The sequence below is a fragment of the Streptomyces sp. NBC_01306 genome (genome assembly GCF_026340465.1).
GTDB lineage: Bacteria > Actinomycetota > Actinomycetes > Streptomycetales > Streptomycetaceae > Streptomyces.
The window spans coordinates 1-18,638 of sequence record NZ_JAPEPC010000003.1 but is presented as its reverse complement, the minus strand read 5'-3'; the positions used below and the strand labels follow the sequence as shown (position 1 = coordinate 18,638).

The window sequence follows — 18,638 nt, the reverse complement described above, 5'->3', positions numbered from 1 at the left end:
GTCACCTCCCGGCCGCACCCCGCGGCCGGACTGCCAAGCGTTCCAAGTGCTCCAAGTGCCCCGCCCGTGCAGGGATTCGAACCGCGGCGCGGTCCGCTCTCCCCGCGCTCCTCTACGGGCGCGGTACGGAGGGTGTCATGACCGGCCCCCTGGAAGGTGTCCTGGTGGCGGACTTCAGCCGCGTGCTGGCCGGACCGCTGTGCACGATGACCCTGGCCGATCTGGGCGCCACCGTGGTCAAGGTGGAACGGCCCGGTTCCGGCGACGACACCCGTTCCTGGGGCCCGCCGTGGTCGGCGACGTCCAGCACCTACTTCGAGAGCGTCAACCGCTCCAAGCTCAGTGCCGCGCTCGACCTCTCGGACCCCGGCGACCTTGCCCTGGCACAGGAGCTGGCCCGGCGCGCCGACGTGCTGGTGGAGAACTTCCGTCCGGGAGCACTCGACCGCCTCGGTCTGGGCTACGAGCACGTCGCCGCGGCCAACCCAGGCGTCGTGTACTGCTCGGTGACCGGGTTCGGCAGCGGAGAGGGCTCCGACCTCCTCGGCTACGACTTCGTCGTGCAGGCTGTGGGCGGGCTGATGAGCATCACCGGTGAGGCCGACGGAGAGCCCACCAAGGCGGGTGTCGCCCTGGTGGACGTGCTCACCGGCAAGGACGCCGCCGTCGGCGTACTCGCCGCGCTGACGGAGCGCACCCGGACGGGTCGCGGTTGCCGGGTGGAGGTCAATCTCCTCTCCAGCCTGCTGGGGTCACTGGTCAACCAGGCGCAGAGCTGTCTGGAGACCGGCCGCTCTCCGGAGCGGATGGGAAACCGCCACCCTTCGATCGCCCCGTACGAAACGCTGCGCTGCCGGGACGGGCTGCTCGCGGTGGCGTGCGGCAACGACGGGCAGTTCACCCGTCTCGCGGCGGCTCTGGGCCGGCCGGAGCTGGCGGACGACGCCCGTTTCGCCACCAACGCGGCCCGGGTCGGCCACCGGGCCGAGCTGGTCACGGCACTGGAGAAGCTGCTCGCTGCCGACGAATCCGCCGTCTGGCAGCAACGCCTCACCGAGGCGGGAGTCCCCGCGGGGAAGGTCGGCACCGTGGCCGACGGCTTCGCACTCGCCGAGCGCCTGGGCCTCTCCCCCACGGTCACCCCGGCCGGCGGCACACCCGTACCGCGGCACGCCGCCACCTACTCCACCGGCCTGGTCCGGCCGCCGACACCACCCCCGGCACTCGGCGCCGACGATTCCGTGGTCCGGGCCTGGCTGTCCGAACCCGGCAGCCCGCCCCTCCACCGTCCCACGAACGAAAACGAGGTGACCTCATGACTCGATCGAACTCCCCGCGCACCAAGGCCGACCCGCTCGACCTGGCCGATATCGACGACCTGCTCAGTCCGGACGAGAAGGCCGTGCGCGCCGCCGTCCGACAGGTATGTGAGTCGTCGATCGACCCGTATGTCGCGGGGTGGTTCGAGGCGGGCGAGCTGCCCGCGATACGCGAACTCGCCAAGGAACTGGGCACCCTCGGTCTGCTCGGCATGCACCTCGACGGCTACGGCTGCGCGGGCATGAGCGCGGTCGACTACGGTCTCGCCTGCCTGGAGCTGGAGGCGAGCGACTCCGGAATCCGCTCGCTGGTCAGCGTGCAGGGATCGCTGGCGATGTACGCGATCCGGCGGTTCGGCAGCGAGGAGCACAAACAGCGGTGGCTGCCGCAGATGGCCTCCGGTGAGGCGATCGGCTGCTTCGGCCTCACCGAACCCGACCACGGCTCCGACCCCGGCAACATGCGCACGCGTGCCCGCCGCGACGGCGCCGACTGGGTGCTGGACGGCAGCAAGATGTGGATCACCAACGGCTCGGTCGCGGATGTCGCCGTGGTGTGGGCGCAGACCGGGGAAGGCGTACGCGGGTTCGTCGTGCCGACCGGCACGCCCGGCTTCTCCGCCCACACCATCAAGCACAAGATGTCGCTCCGCGCCTCGGTGACCAGTGAGCTGTCGCTGGACGGGGTCCGGTTGCCGGCGGCTGCCGCCTTCCCGGAGGTACGTGGTCTGCGCGGACCGCTGTCCTGCCTCAACGAGGCCCGCTACGGCATCATCTGGGGTGCCATGGGGGCAGCCCGCAGCGCCTTCCGGACGGCGTTGACCTATGCCGGGGAGCGTTCACAGTTCGGACGGCCGATCGGCGGCTTCCAGCTGACCCAGGCCAAGTTGGCCGATATGGCCGTGGAGCTCACCAACGGCACCCTGCTGGCCCTGCACCTGGGCCGCCGCAAGGACGGGGTGGGGCTGCGCCCGGAGCAGGTGAGCCTGGGCAAGCTCAACAACGTGAACAAGGCCCTGGAGATCTGCCGTACGGCGCGGACCGTTCTCGGCGCCAACGGGATCTCCTTGGAGTTCCCGGTGATCCGGCACATGAACAACCTGGAGTCCGTGCTGACTTACGAAGGCACTCCGGAGATGCACACCCTGGTCATCGGTCAGGCCCTGACCGGTCAGGCCGCCTTCCGCTGACGGCGCCACGGGACGCGCTCGCGGCGTAGCAGCGGGGCGGCGAGGTCGTCGGGCGGAAGGCCGACCACCCCGTCGCCCGGCCGTGGGCGCGAGGCATTCAGCAGACGTCAGGCGGACCGGGACGGTTCGGAAGCCTCCTGCTTCCCCGTACGGGCATGCTCGGTTCCGCCGGAAGCCGGGGGCCGCCCGGGCACCGACGGCGTCTCGATGCGCCAGGCGATGCGCTCTCGGTCCTGGACCAGACAGCGGTAGACGAAGAGCACGACGGAGAGCAGCAGGATGCCGACGCCCACCAGGGTCTCCGTGGCGCCGCCGTAGCCGGCGAGGGACGGGTGGGTGACGCCGGTCGCGAGGATCAGCAGATTGAAGGCGAGCAGCAGCCAGGCGACCGGGACCCAGATCCGTCCACGGCGGATGGGGCGGGGCCAGTGGGGGCGGTCCCGGCGCAGCAGCAGGAAGGCCGCGACAGCCAGCGTGATCGCCACCAGGTAGCCGAAGTTGCTGGCCACCAGGATGGCCAGGGGCTCCCCGAGCAGCAGTACGACCAGGCTGTTGATGACCGCGTCCAGGGTGAGAGCCCTCCCGGGCACGCCCCAGCGGTTGAGGTGATCGAGTTGGCGGAGCGTCATTTTCTCGCGGGCCAGGCCGTACAGGGCGCGGCCGCCGTCCGCGGTGGTGGAGACCATCCCGAAGAACATCGAGACGATCAGTACCAGCACCCCGAGCGTGGAAAAGCCGCCGAGCGCCCGTTCCAGAGCGACCGCGAAGGAGCCGACCGGGTCGGCGCGGAAGGCGTCCTCGCCGATGGAGCCGATCATGGACAGTGGCACGACGAAGAAGATTCCCAGGGCGACCAGTGAGGTCCAGCGCAGCGCCTTCGCGGTGTCGCGGACGGTGTCCTGGTACTCCGGTGCGAACGAGGCGCAGATCTCGGTGCCGTAGGTGGACCACGCGGTGACGTAGAACCAGACCGCGAGCGTCATCCAGTTGCCGCCGTGGTACCAGGTCAGGCGCTGGACGTGCCAGGTGCCCGGGTGCAGCAGCGGCGCCGCGGCGACCACCACGAGCGCGGCGATGACGATCGCGGCAATGACCTTGCTCGTACCGGCGGCCAGTCTCGCGCCGAAGAAGTTGCACGCCCACCCGCTGGCGATGGCGGCCACGGCGACGAGTTCGGAAACTCCCAGGGGGTGGCCGAGTACATGGGTCGTGCCGGAGTGCGGGAACCACTGGGTCCGCACCAGGGCGCCGATCGCCGCCGCGTTCACCGCGATGCTGAACGACCAGCCGATCCAGTAGCCGAACGAGGCGACCGCTCCGAGCGGAGCGAAGTACCGTTTCCATCCCTCGATGGCGTAGCGGCTGACGCCACCCGACATTCCGGGGAACATCGCGGCGGTCTCCGCGAACAGCATGTTCTGCAGCAGGCCGACGACCGCGCCGCCGACCCAGAGCGCGATGGCGGTCCAGCCGCCGACCGCACCGATTCCGTAACCGACCGTCAGCAGCAGGCCGTTGGGGACGACCAGTGCGATGGCGAAGCCGTCGCGCCAGGTGAGCGTCTTGCGCAGCTCTGTGGCGTCGTTCTGATCCTGGTGCACGCCGATCACCCGTTCCTAGGGAGCACATCATTGTGTCGCCCGTCACAATAATGCTTTATTATTGGCTGGGAAGAGCCCGGAGGGACTTCCGATCAGCGGGGAGCGGCATGGACGCACAACGGGAACGCATTCTGCAGGCGGCGGCGGAGGTACTGGCCGAACGCGGCTTCGACGCGGGCCGGTTGCGGGACGTCGCCACCACGGCCGGACTGTCCATCGGCTCCCTTCAGCACTATTTCGAGACGCGCGACGCCCTGTTCCTCGAAGCCTTCGCCTGGTCCATCGACGATCTGATCGAGCGCTGGAGGAGGGTCGCCGTCGAGGCCGGCAGCGCGTGGCGCCGCTTCGAGCTGCTGGTCCAGGCGCTCACCTCGGACCCGGACCTCACCCGGCGCTGTGCGACCTGGACCGAGTTCTGCGCCAGCGCCTCCCGGCGGGAGGAACTCCGGGACGGGGTGCGCCGGGTGCACGCCGAGTGGCAGACGCTGATGTCCGAGATCGTCCACACGGGCCTGCGCAGCGAGGAGTTCACCCCGGTGCTGCCGGTGGACCTCGCGATCGGGTCACTGGTGGTGATGGTCGACGGCTGCGAATTGGCCGTCGCGTCCGGGGGCGGGCTCACCGCAGAACGCTACGCCGAGCTGCTGCTCGGTACCGCGCGCGCCGTACTCGGCGTACGCGCCTAGGTCTCAGGGAGGACGTCCATGGCAGTGCAGTTCCCCCATCTGTTCAGCCCGCTGCGCATCGGCCCGGTGACGGTGCGCAATCGAATCCTGTCCTCGGGGCACGACACCGTACTGGTCCGGGACGGCGCGGTCACCGAGGACCTGATCGCCTACCACGAGGCGCGCGCCGCAGGCGGAACGGGCCTGATCGTGCTCCAGGTCTCCGGGGTGCACGAGTCGGCCCGCTACACCACCCACGTACTGATGGCCACGGAGGACGACTGCGTCCCTGCCTATGCCCGTCTCGCCCGGGCGGTGCACCAGCACGGGGCGAAGGTCTTCGGGCAGCTGTTCCACCCCGGCCGGGAGATCCTGGAGTCCAAGGACGGCAGCGCACCGGTCGCCTGGGCACCGTCCGCCACCCCGAGCGAGCGCTTCCATGTCATGCCGCGTGCCATGACCGGGGCCGAGATCGAGGAGGTACTGGACGGGTACGGTCAGGCGGCCCGCCGGCTGCGCGAGGCCGGGCTGGACGGTGTCGAGGTCGTCGCCAGCCACGGGTACCTGCCGGCGCAGTTCCTCAACCCCGAGGTCAACGTACGCAGCGACGGCTGGGGTGGCGACGACCAGGGCCGGCTGCGGTTCCTGCGTGAGTCGCTGCGCAGGGTACGGAAACAGGCCGGGCCCGGTTTCGTGGTCGGTCTGCGCATCTCCGGCGACGAGTTGAGCCACGACGGCCTCGGCGCCGAACTGGTCCTCGCGGCCGTCGCCGAACTCGACGCCGAAGGTCTGCTCGACTACGTATCGGTCTGCGCAGGCAGCTCGGCCAGCCTGTCCGGTGCGCAGCACATCGCCCCGCCCATGTTCCACGAGGCCGGCTACACGGCGCCGCTCGCGGCCAGGGTACGTGCCGTGGTCGGAGTTCCCGTCATGGTGGCCGGGCGGATCAACCAGCCCCAGGAGGCCGAGCAGATCATCGCGGGCGGGCAGGCCGACGCCTGCGCGATGACCAGGGCGCTGATCTGCGACCCGGAGCTGCCGGTCAAGGCAGCCGAGGACCGCACCGAGGAGATCCGCGCCTGCATCGGTTGCAACCAGGCCTGTATCGGGCATTTCCAGCTCGGGTACCCGATCTCGTGCATCCAGCACCCGGAGACCGGGCGCGAACGCCGCTTCGGAGTGCTGCCGACCATCACCCGACGGAAGAAGGTGCTGGTCGTGGGCGGCGGACCGGCCGGTCTCAAAGCGGCGGCGGTGGCCGCGGCGCGCGGCCACGAGGTGGAGCTGCACGAAGCGGGCCGGCGCGTCGGTGGCCAGGTGCTGCTCGCCGAACAGCTGCCAGGGCGGGCCGAGTTCGGTGGGGCGATCACCAACCTGGAGGGCGAGGCACGGCGTTCGGGAGTCCGCATCCTGGTGGGGTCGCGGGTGGATGCCGGGACCGTGGCCTCCGTGGCTCCGGACGCGGTGGTACTCGCGACGGGCGCACGCCCGCGCACGGCGAAGCTGGAGCTGATCGACGACCCGGTGGTACTGGACGCGTGGGAGGTGATCCGGGGCGGTGAGGTGCCGCGCGGGCGGATCGTGGTCGCGGACTGGCGCGGCGACTGGATCGGCATCGGGGTCGCACTCCGGCTCGCCGGCCAGGGCCGGAAGGTGACGCTCTGCGTGACGGGCTTCGCGGCGGGCGAGCACCTGCAGCAGTACGTCCGCTCCGCCATGCTGGGGCAGGCGGCGCGGGCGCGCATCGACATCGTGCCCAACGTGCGGCTGTACGGCGCGGATTCCGACACCGTCTACCTCCAGCACACTCTGACGGAGGAGCCTGTGCTGCTCGATGGCGTCGCGGCCGTGGTGCTCGCCCAGGGCCATGTGCCGGTCAACGAGGTCGATCCCGTGGCCGTCGGGATCGCGCCCGGACAGGTCTTCACCATCGGCGACTGTGTCACTCCGCGCACCGTCGAGGAAGCGGTGCTGGAGGGCCTCACCGTGGCAGCCGAGTTGTGACCCGGACTGTCACAGGCGGCAAGTAACCTCAGGATCATTCGTGCCCGAGGGGCACAGCGTGCGCGGCGGTCCGGCGTCGAGCGGGGCGGCGTACGCCTCCGGTACACCGTCGCGGGACGAGGTCCAGGCGAGCAGGGCGGCGTCCGGCGAGATGCAGAGGTGGCCGACTCGGGCCCGGTCGTCGGTCGGGCGCCGGGCTCGGACACCGGCTGCCGGGATGCTCCATACCTCGCTGTCGGCGTGAAGACCAAAGGGTGAAGCCGATCCCGCCCGGCGTTGGGACAATCGGACGCACTGCGCGGGACGCCAAGGGAGCACTCACCGGCGATCGGGCTGAACGGGCGGAACAGGCGGAACGGGGTGAACCGGCGGGGCGGGCTCGGCAGGTTGGGCGGGCCTGCCGGGCAGAGGTTCGTCAACGTCGATCCCTCCCGAGTGTTGCGCCGTCATGGACAGTGCAGGCAGGGCCGGTTCGGGCAGGGTTCGCAGGAGCAGCCAACTCACCACCGGAAGCACCACCAGCGGAGCCAGCGCCGTACGAAGGGATGTCGCGTCGGCGACAGCACCGATGAGCGGACTGGCGAGACCACCGATGCTCACGGTCAGGCCAAGAGTGATCCCGCTGGCCGTGCCGACCCGGGAGGGCAAGTAGTCCTGACCGAGGGTTACCTGGAGCGAGAACGGTACGTAGAGGCCGGCGGAAGCCAGCGCCACGAACAGGTAGAGCACCGGACCCGGGACGGTCACGATCCCGGCCACGGCGACCGCCGTCGCGAGATACGACCAGCGCGCCACGGTCACCCGGTCCCACCGGGTGGCCAGCTTGCCGCCCAGCACGGAACCCACCGCACCGCCCAGGTAGAGCACGAACAGTGCGGCGGTGCCCGCCGGCGTACTGCCTCCCATGCGCTGCCTGGCATAGAGCGAGATGAAGGTGCTCAGTCCGATGAAGACGATGGAACGGCAGACCACCACGAGTGAGAGCTTGACGAACGAAGTACGGTCATCACGCCCCGCCTTCGCCGCCGCACCGGCACGCCCCGCCCCGTTCCTCTCCAGCGCCCGCAATGCCGGCAGACAGAGCACACTGCCGACCACGGCCGGAATCACGAGCAGCGGCGAGAGCCGCAGGCCACCGGTCACCACGACGGCCGACACCATGAGCGGCGCCGCCGCAAACCCGAGGTTGCCGCCGAGAGAGAACCACGCCATACCGCTGTGGCTGCCGCCGCCGGCCAGCCGCGCGACCCGAGCCGACTCGGGGTGATAGGCCGCCACTCCGAGCCCGGACAGCGCGACGAACACCAACGTCAGCTTGTACGAGCCACTCACACCGCTGAGTGCGATCCCCACGCCGCCGAGCAAGGTGCTCACCGGCAGCAGCCACGGCATCGCCCACTTGTCGGTCAGCAGACCGAACACGGGCTGGGCCACCGATGACAGCAGTGACGCGGCGAGGACAATCCCGGACACGGCGGCATAGCTGTAGGCACGTTCGGCAACGAAGAACGGCACAAGCGCGGCCACCGCACCCTGGTACACATCCACGCAGGCGTGACCGACAGACAGCAGAGGGATCAACTTATTCCTGGACACACATCCATGCTCGGCATCCCGGGGCTGTCGCACTTCCAATATTCTGCCAACCAGTGCCGGAAAACCGCCACGCATCGGAGACGGCGTTCTGGAGGCGGCCGGCACATCCCTCCTGACGCGAGGGGAGCTCGGGGTCGCGCGCTTACCCGGGAGGTAATTGCCGAGCGCTCACGACGCCGCCGAGAATGGCGTTGTCCGCACCACCGCGATGCGGACCCCGTAGATACAGCTACAGAAGCCCGAAAAGACCCGGCGGAACACCGTAGTTGAGCAGTGGAGAGGAAACGCACGTGCCCACAACAACCACGCCCATGACCACCCGCACCCTGGTGGAGGAGCTGCTGCGCCGGATCGGTGAGGGCGACCCCGAGCGGATCGCCGAGCTGTACGCCGAGAAGGGCGACTGGAAGCTGGACTGGCCGGAGGCCGAGCACGGGCGCTCGGCCACACCGTGGATCCGCCACCGGTCCACCCGGGCCGATGCCGCCGCGCACTACCGCGAGTTGGCGGAGCACCATGTTCCCGGGCTCGCGGCCACCGAGATCGAGCGCATCCTCATCGACGGCAGCGACGCGGTCGTGCTCGGCGAGATCCGCCAGACCGCCCTGCCCACCGGACGCGCCTACCGGGCCCGGTTCGCACTGCACCTCACGGTCGAGGGCGGCCTCGTCACCCGGCACCACGTCTACGAGGACAGTCTCGCCGTCACCCAGGCGTTCGAGACCTCGTGATGCGCGACCGCCGGAATCCCCTTGGTGACACGCCAGTCCCGTGCCAGGATCTGGCGTATGTCAGTTCGATACCCGCGCCCCCCGCCGAACCGTCACCGCACCACGGGATGAGACGACTTCCGGGCCGAGCCGAAGGCGTGTACGTACCTGCTCGACGCCCCCGGCAGGTGGACGGACCAGGCTGGACGGCCGGGGCGATGTGGATATCGACGCACTCGGACCGCTGAACGTGCCGATCATCGCCGATGTCGAATGCGGTCATGTCCCGCCGTATATGCCGATCGTCAATGGCGCACGCGGCAGGGTCGTGCACACGTCGGACCGCAGCGAACTCACTCAGACACTGGACTGATGTTCGCACGTCCACCACTACGTCATCGGCGGGCGCCCGCCCGGGGGTACGGCCTTCGGAACCGGCAGTGTCCGTCCCACCCGGGCGAGCGGTGACAGGACCATCAGCAGCGGCGACACCATCATGCCGGCGGCTGTCACCAGGAGACTCGTGCGCAGCCCCCACTGCTGGACGAGACAGCCACCGAGCAGAGAGCCCAGCGGGGTCAGGCCCATGCCGGCGAACGTGATCGTCGCTGTGACGCGACCCTGCATCCCCTCCGGAGTAACGGCCTGCCGGAGAGACATGGCCGTGACGTTCACCAGCTGGCCGAAGGTGCCGAACACGAAGTTGACCGACAGGAGCGCGGCCATCGTCCCCCCTGAGGGACCGTGCAGCAGGGGCACACACAGCGTCGCCCCGTCCCCGAGCACCGCAGCGCCCACAAGCACGGCGCCATGACCGAACCGGCCCGGCAGCCGGGCGGCGAGCAGCGACCCCAGGAGCGCGCCCGGACCCGTCGCAGCAAGCGCCAGGCCGACGGCGGCCCCCGAAAGGTGCAGTTCCCTCGGCAGGAAGAGCAGATAGGCGGTCATCATGGCGGCGAAGGAGAACTGGAAGGCGGCCGAGGCGAGGCCCACGATCCGCAGCCAGGTATCGCCGACGACGAAGCGCAGACCCTGATGGATCCGCAGCCATACCCGAGGGGGTTCCGGATTCTCCGCCTTCACCGGGGTCGATGCGACCGACGAGGCCGACGGGACCGCTTCGCGGCGCCGGATCCGCCCGATCGACAGGACCGACAGCACGAAGAACCCAGCGCTGCACGCGGCCCCGACGGGCGCCGACAGAAGCGACACCATCGCACCCCCGAGTGCGGGGCCGCCCAGCTGAGCCGCTGACCGGCAGCCCTCCAGCGCGCTGTTGCCCCGTACCAGTTGATCGCGTCGTACCAGCCGTACGAGAGACGCCTGGTACGCCACATCGAAGTACACGGACAGGGTTCCGGCAACGAAGGCGACCACGAGCAGTGCCGGCAGGCCGAGTCCGCCCAGGAGGCCGGCCAGCGCGGCGCCGCCCAGCGCCAGTGCCCGGCCCGCGTCCGTCAGCACCATCACCGTGCGGGCCTGCCGTCTGTCGACCCAAGCGCCGGCGAAGAGCGAGAACAGCAGGATCGGCGCCTGCCCCACCGCGCGGAGGACGCCCAGCCGGCCGGCGTCCGTGTCGAGCGTCAGTACGGCGATCAGCGGCAGGACCACCAGGCTTGTCTGCTCGCCGATTTGGGAGGATGCCTGGCCGAGCCAGAGCCTTCGGAAGTCCCGGTCCCTCCACAGGCGGGACGGAACCGGCCGGCCGGCATCGGATACAGCTGAGGAATCGGACGACACAGTGTGCCCCTTGGGGGTACCGAGAACGAGGCCCGCCACCCGGCGCACGGCAGGTGCACCGGCGGTTCAGGGAGGGGAAGGCTCGCTGTGCCGCGGATCTGAGGCAGCACGCGATGACAGGCCGCTCAACGGCCTACGGCGTCAACGCGCGCTCGGGCGACCGGGCATGGGCTGGCTCCTCGTCGGTCTCGGTACCCGCACATTAGCCCGCGGCGGCCCGGCACGAAAGGCAGTCACGAAAGGCAGTGGGGAGTTGGTCGTCGACGAACCGGCGAGCGGAACACCGCAGCCGGATACGCGCGCATCCGGCACGGGGATACGGATGTGACCTGTCCCGCGATCCACGCGGTTCGGGAACCCCGGCGCGCCCTCGGCCATCTCCCTCACCGGACCGGGGCCCGGGGCGGGCAGCAATGCCCCTGCGGCTCCTCGTTATCCGGAGACGAGAATCTGATGAGCCTTACGGGGACACCCTTCTTCCTGACGTCGATCGTGCTGGTGGCGGCGGCACTCGCGTTTCCGCTGCTGTTCTGGGGGCGGATCCGCGGTCCCGGCGCGGTGCGGCACACCGCGCGACTGGCCATGCTGGTCGTCGTCCAGGCCACCGGGGTGCTCCTGGTGTTCGTGATCGTCAACAACTCCAACGGCCTCTACGACAACTGGGCCGACCTCCTCGGCACCGGCAACCACGTGCATGCCGCCGCCGATCTCGGCCCGGACGGAACCGGCGGCAAGTCAGTCAGGAGCGAGCCACGGATCAAGCAGAAGTTCCACCCGGCCGGCGACCCCCGGATGGGCCCCGGAGTGCAGGTGACCCAGCTCAAGGGCCGGATCTCCGGTGTTGAGGGCGAGGTCTACGTCTGGCTGCCGCCGCAGTACGGTCAACCGGCCTACCGGCACCGGAACTTCCCGGTGGTCGAAGTGCTCCCCGGCTACCCCGGTTCCGCACGGGCCTGGTTCGGGAGCCTGCACGTCAACACGCAGCTCGCACCGATGATGCAGCGCGGTGACGTGGCCCCGTACATCATCGTCGCGCCCCGGACGACGCTGCTGGGCAACGTCGACACCGGCTGCGCCAACATCCCCGGCAAGGTCAACGCCGACACCTGGCTCAGTGTTGACGTACACAAGATGGTGACGGACAACTTCCGGGCCGAGCGCCGGCCGGCCGGCTGGGCCGTCGCGGGCTACTCGGCCGGCGCGCACTGCGCGGTCGAACTGGCTGTCCGGCACCCGGACCGCTACCGTGCCGCGATCGGTCTGTCCGGCTACAACGACCCGGTCGGCGAACCTGCCTCGCTCACCGCTCGGACACTTCAGCTGCGTAACCGGAACAACCCGTGGAAAATCCTCCGGCACGACCGGGTTCCGCCCAGGGTGGCGCTGTTCGTCTCCGGTGCGTCCGGTGACGGCTACCAGGGTGCGGTGGCCCTCAGGCAGGCGGCCAGACGCCCGACGACCGTCCAGGCCGTGAGACTGCCCGCCGATGCGGGCGGGCACGCCACCGTGGTCTGGAGGCAACAGGTTCCGGAGGTTTTCCGCTGGCTGACGCACCAGGTGCCGATGCGCTGACAGGAAGCACCGACGAGCGCCCAGGCCGGCCCAGGTCGGCCCCGGCCAGTCCAAGTCGGTCCAAGCCGGCCCAGTCTGCTCAGGTCAAACGCGGTCGGCCAGTCCGACCGCGCATTCCCGGAAGACGGGAGCGTCCCGCCCAGTGCGGCGGGACGCTCCCGGGACCCGAGCCGCGCGGCTACAGAGTGCGCTCCAGGCGGTCGGCCAGCAGCTTGACGAAGCGCGACGGATCGCTCAGCTCGCCGCCCTCGGCCAGCAGCGCCATGCCGTGCAGAAGCTCCGCGGCCTCTTCGAGGCTGCTGCGGGCACTGTCGTCCGTCCCTTCCGCGTACGCCTTGTTCAATCCGGTCACCAGCGGGTGCCCCGGGTTGAGTTCGAGGATGCGCTTGACGTGCGGAACCTCCTGGCCCATGGCGCGGTACATGTTCTCCAGAGCCGGCGTCACATCATGCGTGTCCGAGACGATGCAGGCCGGCGAGACGGTGAGTCGCGAGGAGAGGCGCACCTCCTTGACGTTCTCGCTCAGCCGGTCCGTCATCCAGGTCAGCAGGGCCTCGAACTCCTGCTGCTGCTTCTCGCGTTCGGTCCCGGCCTCCTTCTTCTCCTCCTCGGTGCCGAGGTCGACTTCGCCCTTGGCAACGGACCTCAGTTGCTTCCCGTCGAACTCGGGAACCGCCTCGACCCACACCTCGTCGACGGGGTCGGTGAGCAGGAGTACCTCGATGCCCTTGGCCCGGAACGCCTCCATGTGCGGGGAGCTCTCGATGGCCTGGCGGGACTCGCCCGTCAGGTAGAAGATGTGCTCCTGGCCGTCCTTCATGCGTTCCACGTACTGCCGCAGGGTGGTCGGCTCGTCCTCGCTGTGGGTGGTGGCGAAGGAGGAGACACCGAGGATGGCGTCGCGGTTCTCGAAGTCGCTCAGCAGTCCTTCCTTGAGGACGCGGCCGAACTCCCGCCAGAACGTGGCGTAGCGCTCCGGCTCGCCGGACATCATGTCCTTGACCGTCGACAGGACCTTCTTCGCCAGGCGGCGGTGCATCAGCTGGATCTGCCGGTCCTGCTGGAGGATCTCGCGCGACACGTTGAGCGACAGGTCCTGCGCGTCGACGACACCCTTGACGAAGCGCAGATACGGCGGCATCAGTGCTTCGCAGTCGTCCATGATGAAGACGCGCTTCACGTACAGCTGGATTCCGCGCTGGTAGCCCTGCGTGAACAGGTCCTGCGGTGCGTGGGCGGGGATGAACAGCAGCGCCTGGTACTCGAAAGTGCCCTCCGCCTGCAGCCTGATGGTTTCGAGGGGGCTGTTCCAGTCGTGGCTGATGTGCTTGTACAGCTCGTGGTACTCGTCGTCCGTGACCTCGTCGCGCGACCGCGCCCAGAGGGCCTTCATCGAGTTCAGGGTCTCGGGCTCGGCGGGGGTGGCCTCGCCATCGGCCCCCTCAGCCCCTGTCTCCGTCTCCCCTTCCGTGCCGCTCGCGTCGGCGGCCGCGGAATCGGAGACGAGCCTGACGGGCCAGGTGATGAAGTCCGAGTAGCGCTTGACGATCTCCCGGATCTTCCACGGGGAGGCGTAGTCGTACAGCCGGTCCTCGGAGTCCTCCGGCTTGAGTCGGAGTGTGACCGCGGTGCCCTGGGGAGCGCCTTCGACGGTTTCGATGGTGTACGTACCCGCGCCGGTCGACACCCAGCGGGTGCCGTGGCTCTCGCCCGCACGGCGGGTCAGCAGGGTGACCTCGTCGGCCACCATGAAACTGGAGTAGAACCCGACTCCGAACTGACCGATCAGTCCGTCGGCAGCGGCGGCGCCCTCCGCTTCCTTCTCCTTGAGCTCCTGCAAGAACTTGGCCGTGCCCGAGTTGGCGATCGTGCCGATGAGCTGGACCACTTCGTCGTGCGACATACCGATGCCGTTGTCGCGCACGGTGAGCGTACGGGCCTTCTCGTCCGGCTCTATGGCGATGTGGAGATCGGACACGTCCGCACCGAGAGAGTCGTCGCGGAGGGCTTCGATACGAAGTTTGTCGAGCGCGTCGGAGGCGTTGGAGACCAGTTCGCGCAGGAACACGTCTTTGTTCGAGTAGATCGAGTGGATCATCATCTGGAGAAGCTGACGCGCTTCCACCTGAAACTCGAACGTCTCAGTCGGCATAATCCATGCTTCCTTCTCAGGTCATCAAGTGACGGGGACTGACCTGGGAACTCTAGAACAGCCGACGGCGGTTCAGGTCCCGATCGCCGTCCGGGGCACAGCCGCTCGCAGTGCGGGCAAGGGCCTTCGAACGGCACCGACCTCACTCGGCACAGACCCGCAGGTACGCCTTGCGCCATACCTTGCGACGTGATTCACTCCATAGGTACGAAGACAGTCGTACCAATCCACTGCGCACGGTCAACTTCAGGAGCCGCGTCATGAATCCGGAACGCAAAGTCGCCCTGGTCGTCGGGGCGAACGGAGTTGTCGGCCGCGACACCATCCAGCACCTCCGCGATCTCAACGACTGGGAGATCATCGGGGTTTCCCGGCGCGGAGGCACGGACACGGGCCGAGTGCGCTACATCGCCGTGGATCTGCTGGACGCCGATGACGCCCGCCAGAAGCTCGGCGGGCTGACCGAAGTGACGCACATCTTCTACGCGGCGTTCCAGGACCGGCCGACCTGGGCGGAGCTCGTACCCCCGAACCTCGCCATGCTGGTGAATTCCGTTGACGCCATCGAGCCGGTGGCGTCCGGTCTGCGGCACATCAGCCTGATGCAGGGCTACAAGGTCTACGGCGCGCACCTCGGCCCGTTCAAGACCCCGGCACGGGAGAGCGACGCGGGACACATGCCGCCGGAGTTCAACGTGGACCAGCAGTCCTTCCTGGAACGCCGGAGCCAGGGCAAGCCGTGGACGTGGTCGGCGATCCGCCCTTCGATGGTGGGCGGCGCCGCTCTCGGCAACCCGATGAATCTGGCCCTGGTCATCGCCGTGTACGCGTCCATCTCGAAGGAGCTCGGCCTGCCCCTGCGCTTCCCGGGCAAGCCCGGCGCCTACACCAGCCTCTTCGAGATGACGGACGCCGGCCTGCTCGCGAAGGCGACAGTCTGGGCGGCGACCGACGCGAACGGAGAGGGACAGGCCTTCAACATCGCCAACGGCGATCTGTTCCGGTGGGAGGAGATGTGGCCCAGGATCGCCGCGTACTTCGAGATGGATGTCGCCCCGCCTCTGCAGATGTCTCTCACCACCGTCATGGCGGACAAAGAGGCCCTGTGGAACGAGATGTCGGCCCGGTACGGTCTCGCGCACTCATACGAGGAAGTCTCCTGCTGGAACTTCGGCGACTTCGTGTTCGGACTCGACTACGACATGTTCGCCGACACATCGAAGTCACGGCGGGCAGGCTTCCACGAGTACGTCGAGACCGAGCAGATGTTCATCAGCATCTTCGAGGAATTCCGCAAGCGGAAGATTGTCCCGTAACTCCCCGGGAATCACTCACCATCGACCGCCATCACCCAGTGTTGCGGGACCCTGGGCCGTCGACCAGAATGCGGGCATGACGGGTGAACAGAGGCCAGCTGACGACTCTTCCGGGAACGGCACGACGCCCGCACTGCGGGCGTCCGACCGCGAGCGGGACCAGGTCGTCGAAATTCTGCAGGTGGCCGCGGGCGACGGCCGGCTCACCGCGGCCGAGCTGGACGAGCGCCTGGACGCCGCACTCTCCGCCCGCACCCTGGACCAACTGGCCGAGCTGACCGCCGATCTGCCCTCGGAAGGAATGCCCCCACAAGCCAGGGAACTGGTCCGCATCGACCAGCGTTTCGGCGATGTCACCCGCACCGGCCGCTGGCTGGTTCCGCGCCGCATGGAGATCCGGCTGATGTTCGGCGATGCGAAGCTGGACTTCACCGACGCGGTGATCACCCACAGCACCCTGCACATCGATGTCGATCTGCGCATCGGGGGAAACCTGACCCTGGTGACCCGGCCGGGCATCGTGGTCGACATTGACGACCTGGAGCGCAGCAGCGGCGACGTGAAGATCCGGCCGGCATCAGGCCCGGACGCTCCCGTCACCCTTCGTGTGCAGCTGTCCGGGCGGTCCCGCGGTGGCGACATCACCGCCCGGCCCCCATACCGCAAGCCCTCGGAGTGGCTGCGCCGCCGCACGCCGAAGAGTATCGGCCGCTGAACTCGGGGGCTCGGACACGACCCGGGCGACGGGATGCGTTCCGGGTCGGGCAGGGCGCCGGGGTGTTACGCCTGCGGACGGGCGGTCCCGGTATTCTGGGCGAGCAACTCCAGCAGGCCGGGGAACCGCTGCTCGACCTCCAGCCGCCTGAGTCGCACCCCGCGGCGGTTGCCGTAGTCCATATCCGTGACCAGCCCAGACTCGCGCAGCACCCGGAAGTGATGGGTACAAGTCGACTTCGAGACCGGCAGGTTGAAGGATGCGCAGGTGCGCTCCGCATCCCCCGGCTCGACGATCAGCTCCGTCACGACGCGGCGGCGCAGCGGATCGGAAAGGGCCGTCAGGACCTTACCCAGGTCCATTTCCTCAAGGCTCGGATGCCCCAGCTCGTCCGCCATGATCCCTCACCCTCGGATACGGATTGCTTCGTACCGCGTAGCCCGACCTGCCGCTGCAGGTATCACCGCCACCATACCTAAGACGGCAGGGATTCCATCCCGGGCGTGGGAACGACCCCGGCCTCCGGCGCTCGGCTCCTCGGGCCCGAGGAGCCGAGCGCGCGGATCGGCGGCTCAGCAGCTCACCGAATCCAGCGGATCAGAGATCAGGCCAGGATCAGGGCCAGGGATCAGGAGAAGACAACTGAGCGCAGCTTCAGCCGCTCCGAGGCGTGCCCTCCGTGGGGCCGGAGGGAGAAGTGGTCGCCCCGGCAGTCGGCGCCGGTGAAGACGGTGGCCGTGGCATCGGTGAAGTTGCGCGGACTGTGGGCGGAGGGCGTGAGCCACTCGTCCGCCACCTGAGGGAGCGTGATGCACTCCCGGCTCGGCGGATCGGTCAGGTGCCCGAGGTGCGGGGCGCCGCTCGGGTCATGGAATACGTAGGTGAAGTCGCCCTCCGCAGCCTGGGCGGAGCCGGAGAAGGTGAGCGTGAGGGCCGCCGCGCCGAGTGCGGCGGTGAAGATGCGGCGGAAGGTGCGGCGCGGACGGGGCTGAGCGTTCATATGGACTTCGAGTTCCCTTCATGACGGTGTGTGCGTGCGATCCCGATCTGCCCAGACGCACACAGCGTGATGCATCCGTCACTCCAAGGAGTGATCATGGAAGGGAGTGATACGGGAGTGACCTGGGAGCGCGCGGCCCCCTGAACACATCGACAGGTGCGGACACTTGGGTATTGACGCGTCGCCGCCTGGGTAGGGCAAGCTCCAGCAGCCGCCGACCCCGCGCGTTTCCCCAGGGCGCCATCCGGCGGCTTCCGCACCGGAGACAACCGGAGACAGCGGCGACCGATCCGCTCCGCACAGGATCCTGCCCCTCCCCCAGCCCCATGGCCTTCGCTTCGCGGACCATGTCCGGATTCGAGATGGAGAACTCCACCGTGGTCAACCCCGAGCCCGCCGCCCCCGAGCCCATCACCTTCGGGCCCATCACCTCCGGGCCCATCGTGCTCGACCCCACCGGAGCCGCATCCCACGCCGAACACCGGGAGCTACGCGCGCAGGGCGCCGCCGCCCGCGTCGACATCCTCGGCGTCACGGCGTGGGCCGTTACCGACCCCGCACTGCTGAAGAGGTTACTGACCAGCCCTGACGTCTCCAAGGACGCGCGGCAGCACTGGCCCGCGTTCCCCGGAGTCGTACAGACATGGCCACTCGCCCTGTGGATCGCCGTCGAGAACATGTTCACCGCCTACGGCAGCGAGCACCGCAGACTGCGGCGGCTGGTCGCCCCCGCCTTCAGCGCCCGGCGGATCACCGCACTGAAGCACCGCATCGAGGCCCTCACATCCGAGCTGATCGACGCCTTGGAAGAACGGGAAGAAGCGGAGGCCGGGGAACCGGTCGACCTCCGCACGCGTCTCGCACACCCGCTGCCCATCCGTGTCATCAGCCATCTGATGGGGCTGCCCAGTGACCGGAGCGAAGAGTTCCGGGCAGTTGTCAACGGTGTCTTCGACACAACCCTCTCGGTGGAGCAGGCCACCGCCAACACAGGCCTGCTCTACGAGGTTCTGGACGACCTCGTCGCCGCGAAGCGGACCCGGCCGGCCGACGACATG

The 18,638-nt window shown here is 69.0% G+C and carries 14 protein-coding genes and 2 pseudogenes; 10 read left to right on the top strand and 6 right to left on the bottom strand.

Features of this window, described 5'->3' with window-relative positions; genetic code table 11:
- The first annotated feature begins 137 nt into the window (after positions 1-137).
- Together OG385_RS35705 and OG385_RS35700 are read left to right on the top strand one after the other, a co-directional pair.
- Positions 138-1,319, top strand: a complete 1,182-nt coding sequence (locus OG385_RS35705; RefSeq protein WP_266861441.1) for a CaiB/BaiF CoA-transferase family protein — start codon at positions 138-140, stop codon at positions 1,317-1,319.
- Positions 1,316-2,509 (top strand): acyl-CoA dehydrogenase family protein, encoded by a 1,194-nt coding sequence (locus tag OG385_RS35700; protein WP_266861442.1) that lies wholly within the window; start codon positions 1,316-1,318, stop codon positions 2,507-2,509. The genes OG385_RS35705 and OG385_RS35700 overlap by 4 nt, the downstream gene beginning before the upstream one ends.
- Before the next feature lie 107 nt (positions 2,510-2,616).
- Here OG385_RS35700 and OG385_RS35695 read toward each other — a convergent pair whose 3' ends face one another.
- On the bottom strand, positions 2,617-4,110 hold the full coding sequence (locus tag OG385_RS35695; protein WP_266861444.1) for an APC family permease: 1,494 nt from the start codon (positions 4,108-4,110) through the stop codon (positions 2,617-2,619).
- Positions 4,111-4,217: 107 nt separating this feature from the next.
- Here OG385_RS35695 and OG385_RS35690 point away from each other — a divergent pair, with 107 nt between their 5' ends.
- A complete protein-coding gene (locus tag OG385_RS35690) occupies positions 4,218-4,796 on the top strand; it encodes a TetR/AcrR family transcriptional regulator (RefSeq protein ID WP_266861446.1) in 579 nt (192 codons plus the stop codon).
- An 18-nt stretch (positions 4,797-4,814) separates the two neighbouring features.
- Positions 4,815-6,779 (top strand): FAD-dependent oxidoreductase, encoded by a 1,965-nt coding sequence (locus tag OG385_RS35685; RefSeq protein ID WP_266861447.1) that lies wholly within the window; start codon positions 4,815-4,817, stop codon positions 6,777-6,779.
- Between the two features lie 318 nt (positions 6,780-7,097).
- On the opposite strand, the gene OG385_RS35680 is transcribed toward OG385_RS35685, so the two are convergent.
- Positions 7,098-8,375, bottom strand: a complete 1,278-nt coding sequence (locus OG385_RS35680) for an MFS transporter (protein ID WP_266862151.1) — start codon at positions 8,373-8,375, stop codon at positions 7,098-7,100.
- A 311-nt stretch (positions 8,376-8,686) separates the two neighbouring features.
- Between OG385_RS35680 and OG385_RS35675 the strand changes: the two genes are divergently transcribed.
- Together OG385_RS35675 and OG385_RS35670 are read left to right on the top strand one after the other, a co-directional pair.
- Positions 8,687-9,106, top strand: coding sequence for a nuclear transport factor 2 family protein (locus OG385_RS35675; protein ID WP_266861448.1), 420 nt, complete (start codon positions 8,687-8,689; stop codon positions 9,104-9,106).
- 66 nt (positions 9,107-9,172) lie between these two features.
- A pseudogene (locus OG385_RS35670) lies at positions 9,173-9,458 on the top strand (hypothetical protein); the annotation flags it as partial.
- A gap of 17 nt (positions 9,459-9,475) precedes the next feature.
- Here the strand turns inward: OG385_RS35670 and OG385_RS35665 are convergent.
- Positions 9,476-10,825, bottom strand: coding sequence for an MFS transporter (locus OG385_RS35665; protein WP_323183953.1), 1,350 nt, complete (start codon positions 10,823-10,825; stop codon positions 9,476-9,478).
- A gap of 453 nt (positions 10,826-11,278) precedes the next feature.
- On the opposite strand from OG385_RS35665, the gene OG385_RS35660 reads away from it, so the two are divergent.
- Positions 11,279-12,397: an esterase family protein gene (locus tag OG385_RS35660; RefSeq protein ID WP_266861450.1), complete on the top strand. Its 1,119-nt coding sequence runs from the start codon at positions 11,279-11,281 to the stop codon at positions 12,395-12,397.
- Positions 12,398-12,575: 178 nt separating this feature from the next.
- Here OG385_RS35660 and htpG read toward each other — a convergent pair whose 3' ends face one another.
- Complete coding sequence (htpG, locus tag OG385_RS35655; protein ID WP_266861452.1) at positions 12,576-14,549, bottom strand: molecular chaperone HtpG; 1,974 nt, start codon at positions 14,547-14,549, stop codon at positions 12,576-12,578.
- Between the two features lie 260 nt (positions 14,550-14,809).
- Here htpG and OG385_RS35650 point away from each other — a divergent pair, with 260 nt between their 5' ends.
- The gene (locus tag OG385_RS35650) at positions 14,810-15,865 is read left to right on the top strand and encodes an SDR family oxidoreductase (protein WP_266861454.1); all 1,056 of its coding nucleotides are present in this window, start codon (positions 14,810-14,812) and stop codon (positions 15,863-15,865) included.
- A 76-nt stretch (positions 15,866-15,941) separates the two neighbouring features.
- Positions 15,942-16,580, top strand: coding sequence for a DUF1707 domain-containing protein (locus tag OG385_RS35645; RefSeq protein WP_266861455.1), 639 nt, complete (start codon positions 15,942-15,944; stop codon positions 16,578-16,580).
- Positions 16,581-16,645: 65 nt separating this feature from the next.
- On the opposite strand, the gene OG385_RS35640 is transcribed toward OG385_RS35645, so the two are convergent.
- Positions 16,646-16,978 (bottom strand): helix-turn-helix transcriptional regulator, encoded by a 333-nt coding sequence (locus OG385_RS35640; protein WP_266861456.1) that lies wholly within the window; start codon positions 16,976-16,978, stop codon positions 16,646-16,648.
- A gap of 230 nt (positions 16,979-17,208) precedes the next feature.
- The gene (locus OG385_RS35635; RefSeq protein ID WP_266861458.1) at positions 17,209-17,580 is read right to left on the bottom strand and encodes a hypothetical protein; all 372 of its coding nucleotides are present in this window, start codon (positions 17,578-17,580) and stop codon (positions 17,209-17,211) included.
- Positions 17,581-18,005: 425 nt separating this feature from the next.
- Here OG385_RS35635 and OG385_RS35630 point away from each other — a divergent pair.
- Positions 18,006-18,638 (top strand): annotated as a pseudogene (locus OG385_RS35630) (cytochrome P450); the annotation flags it as partial.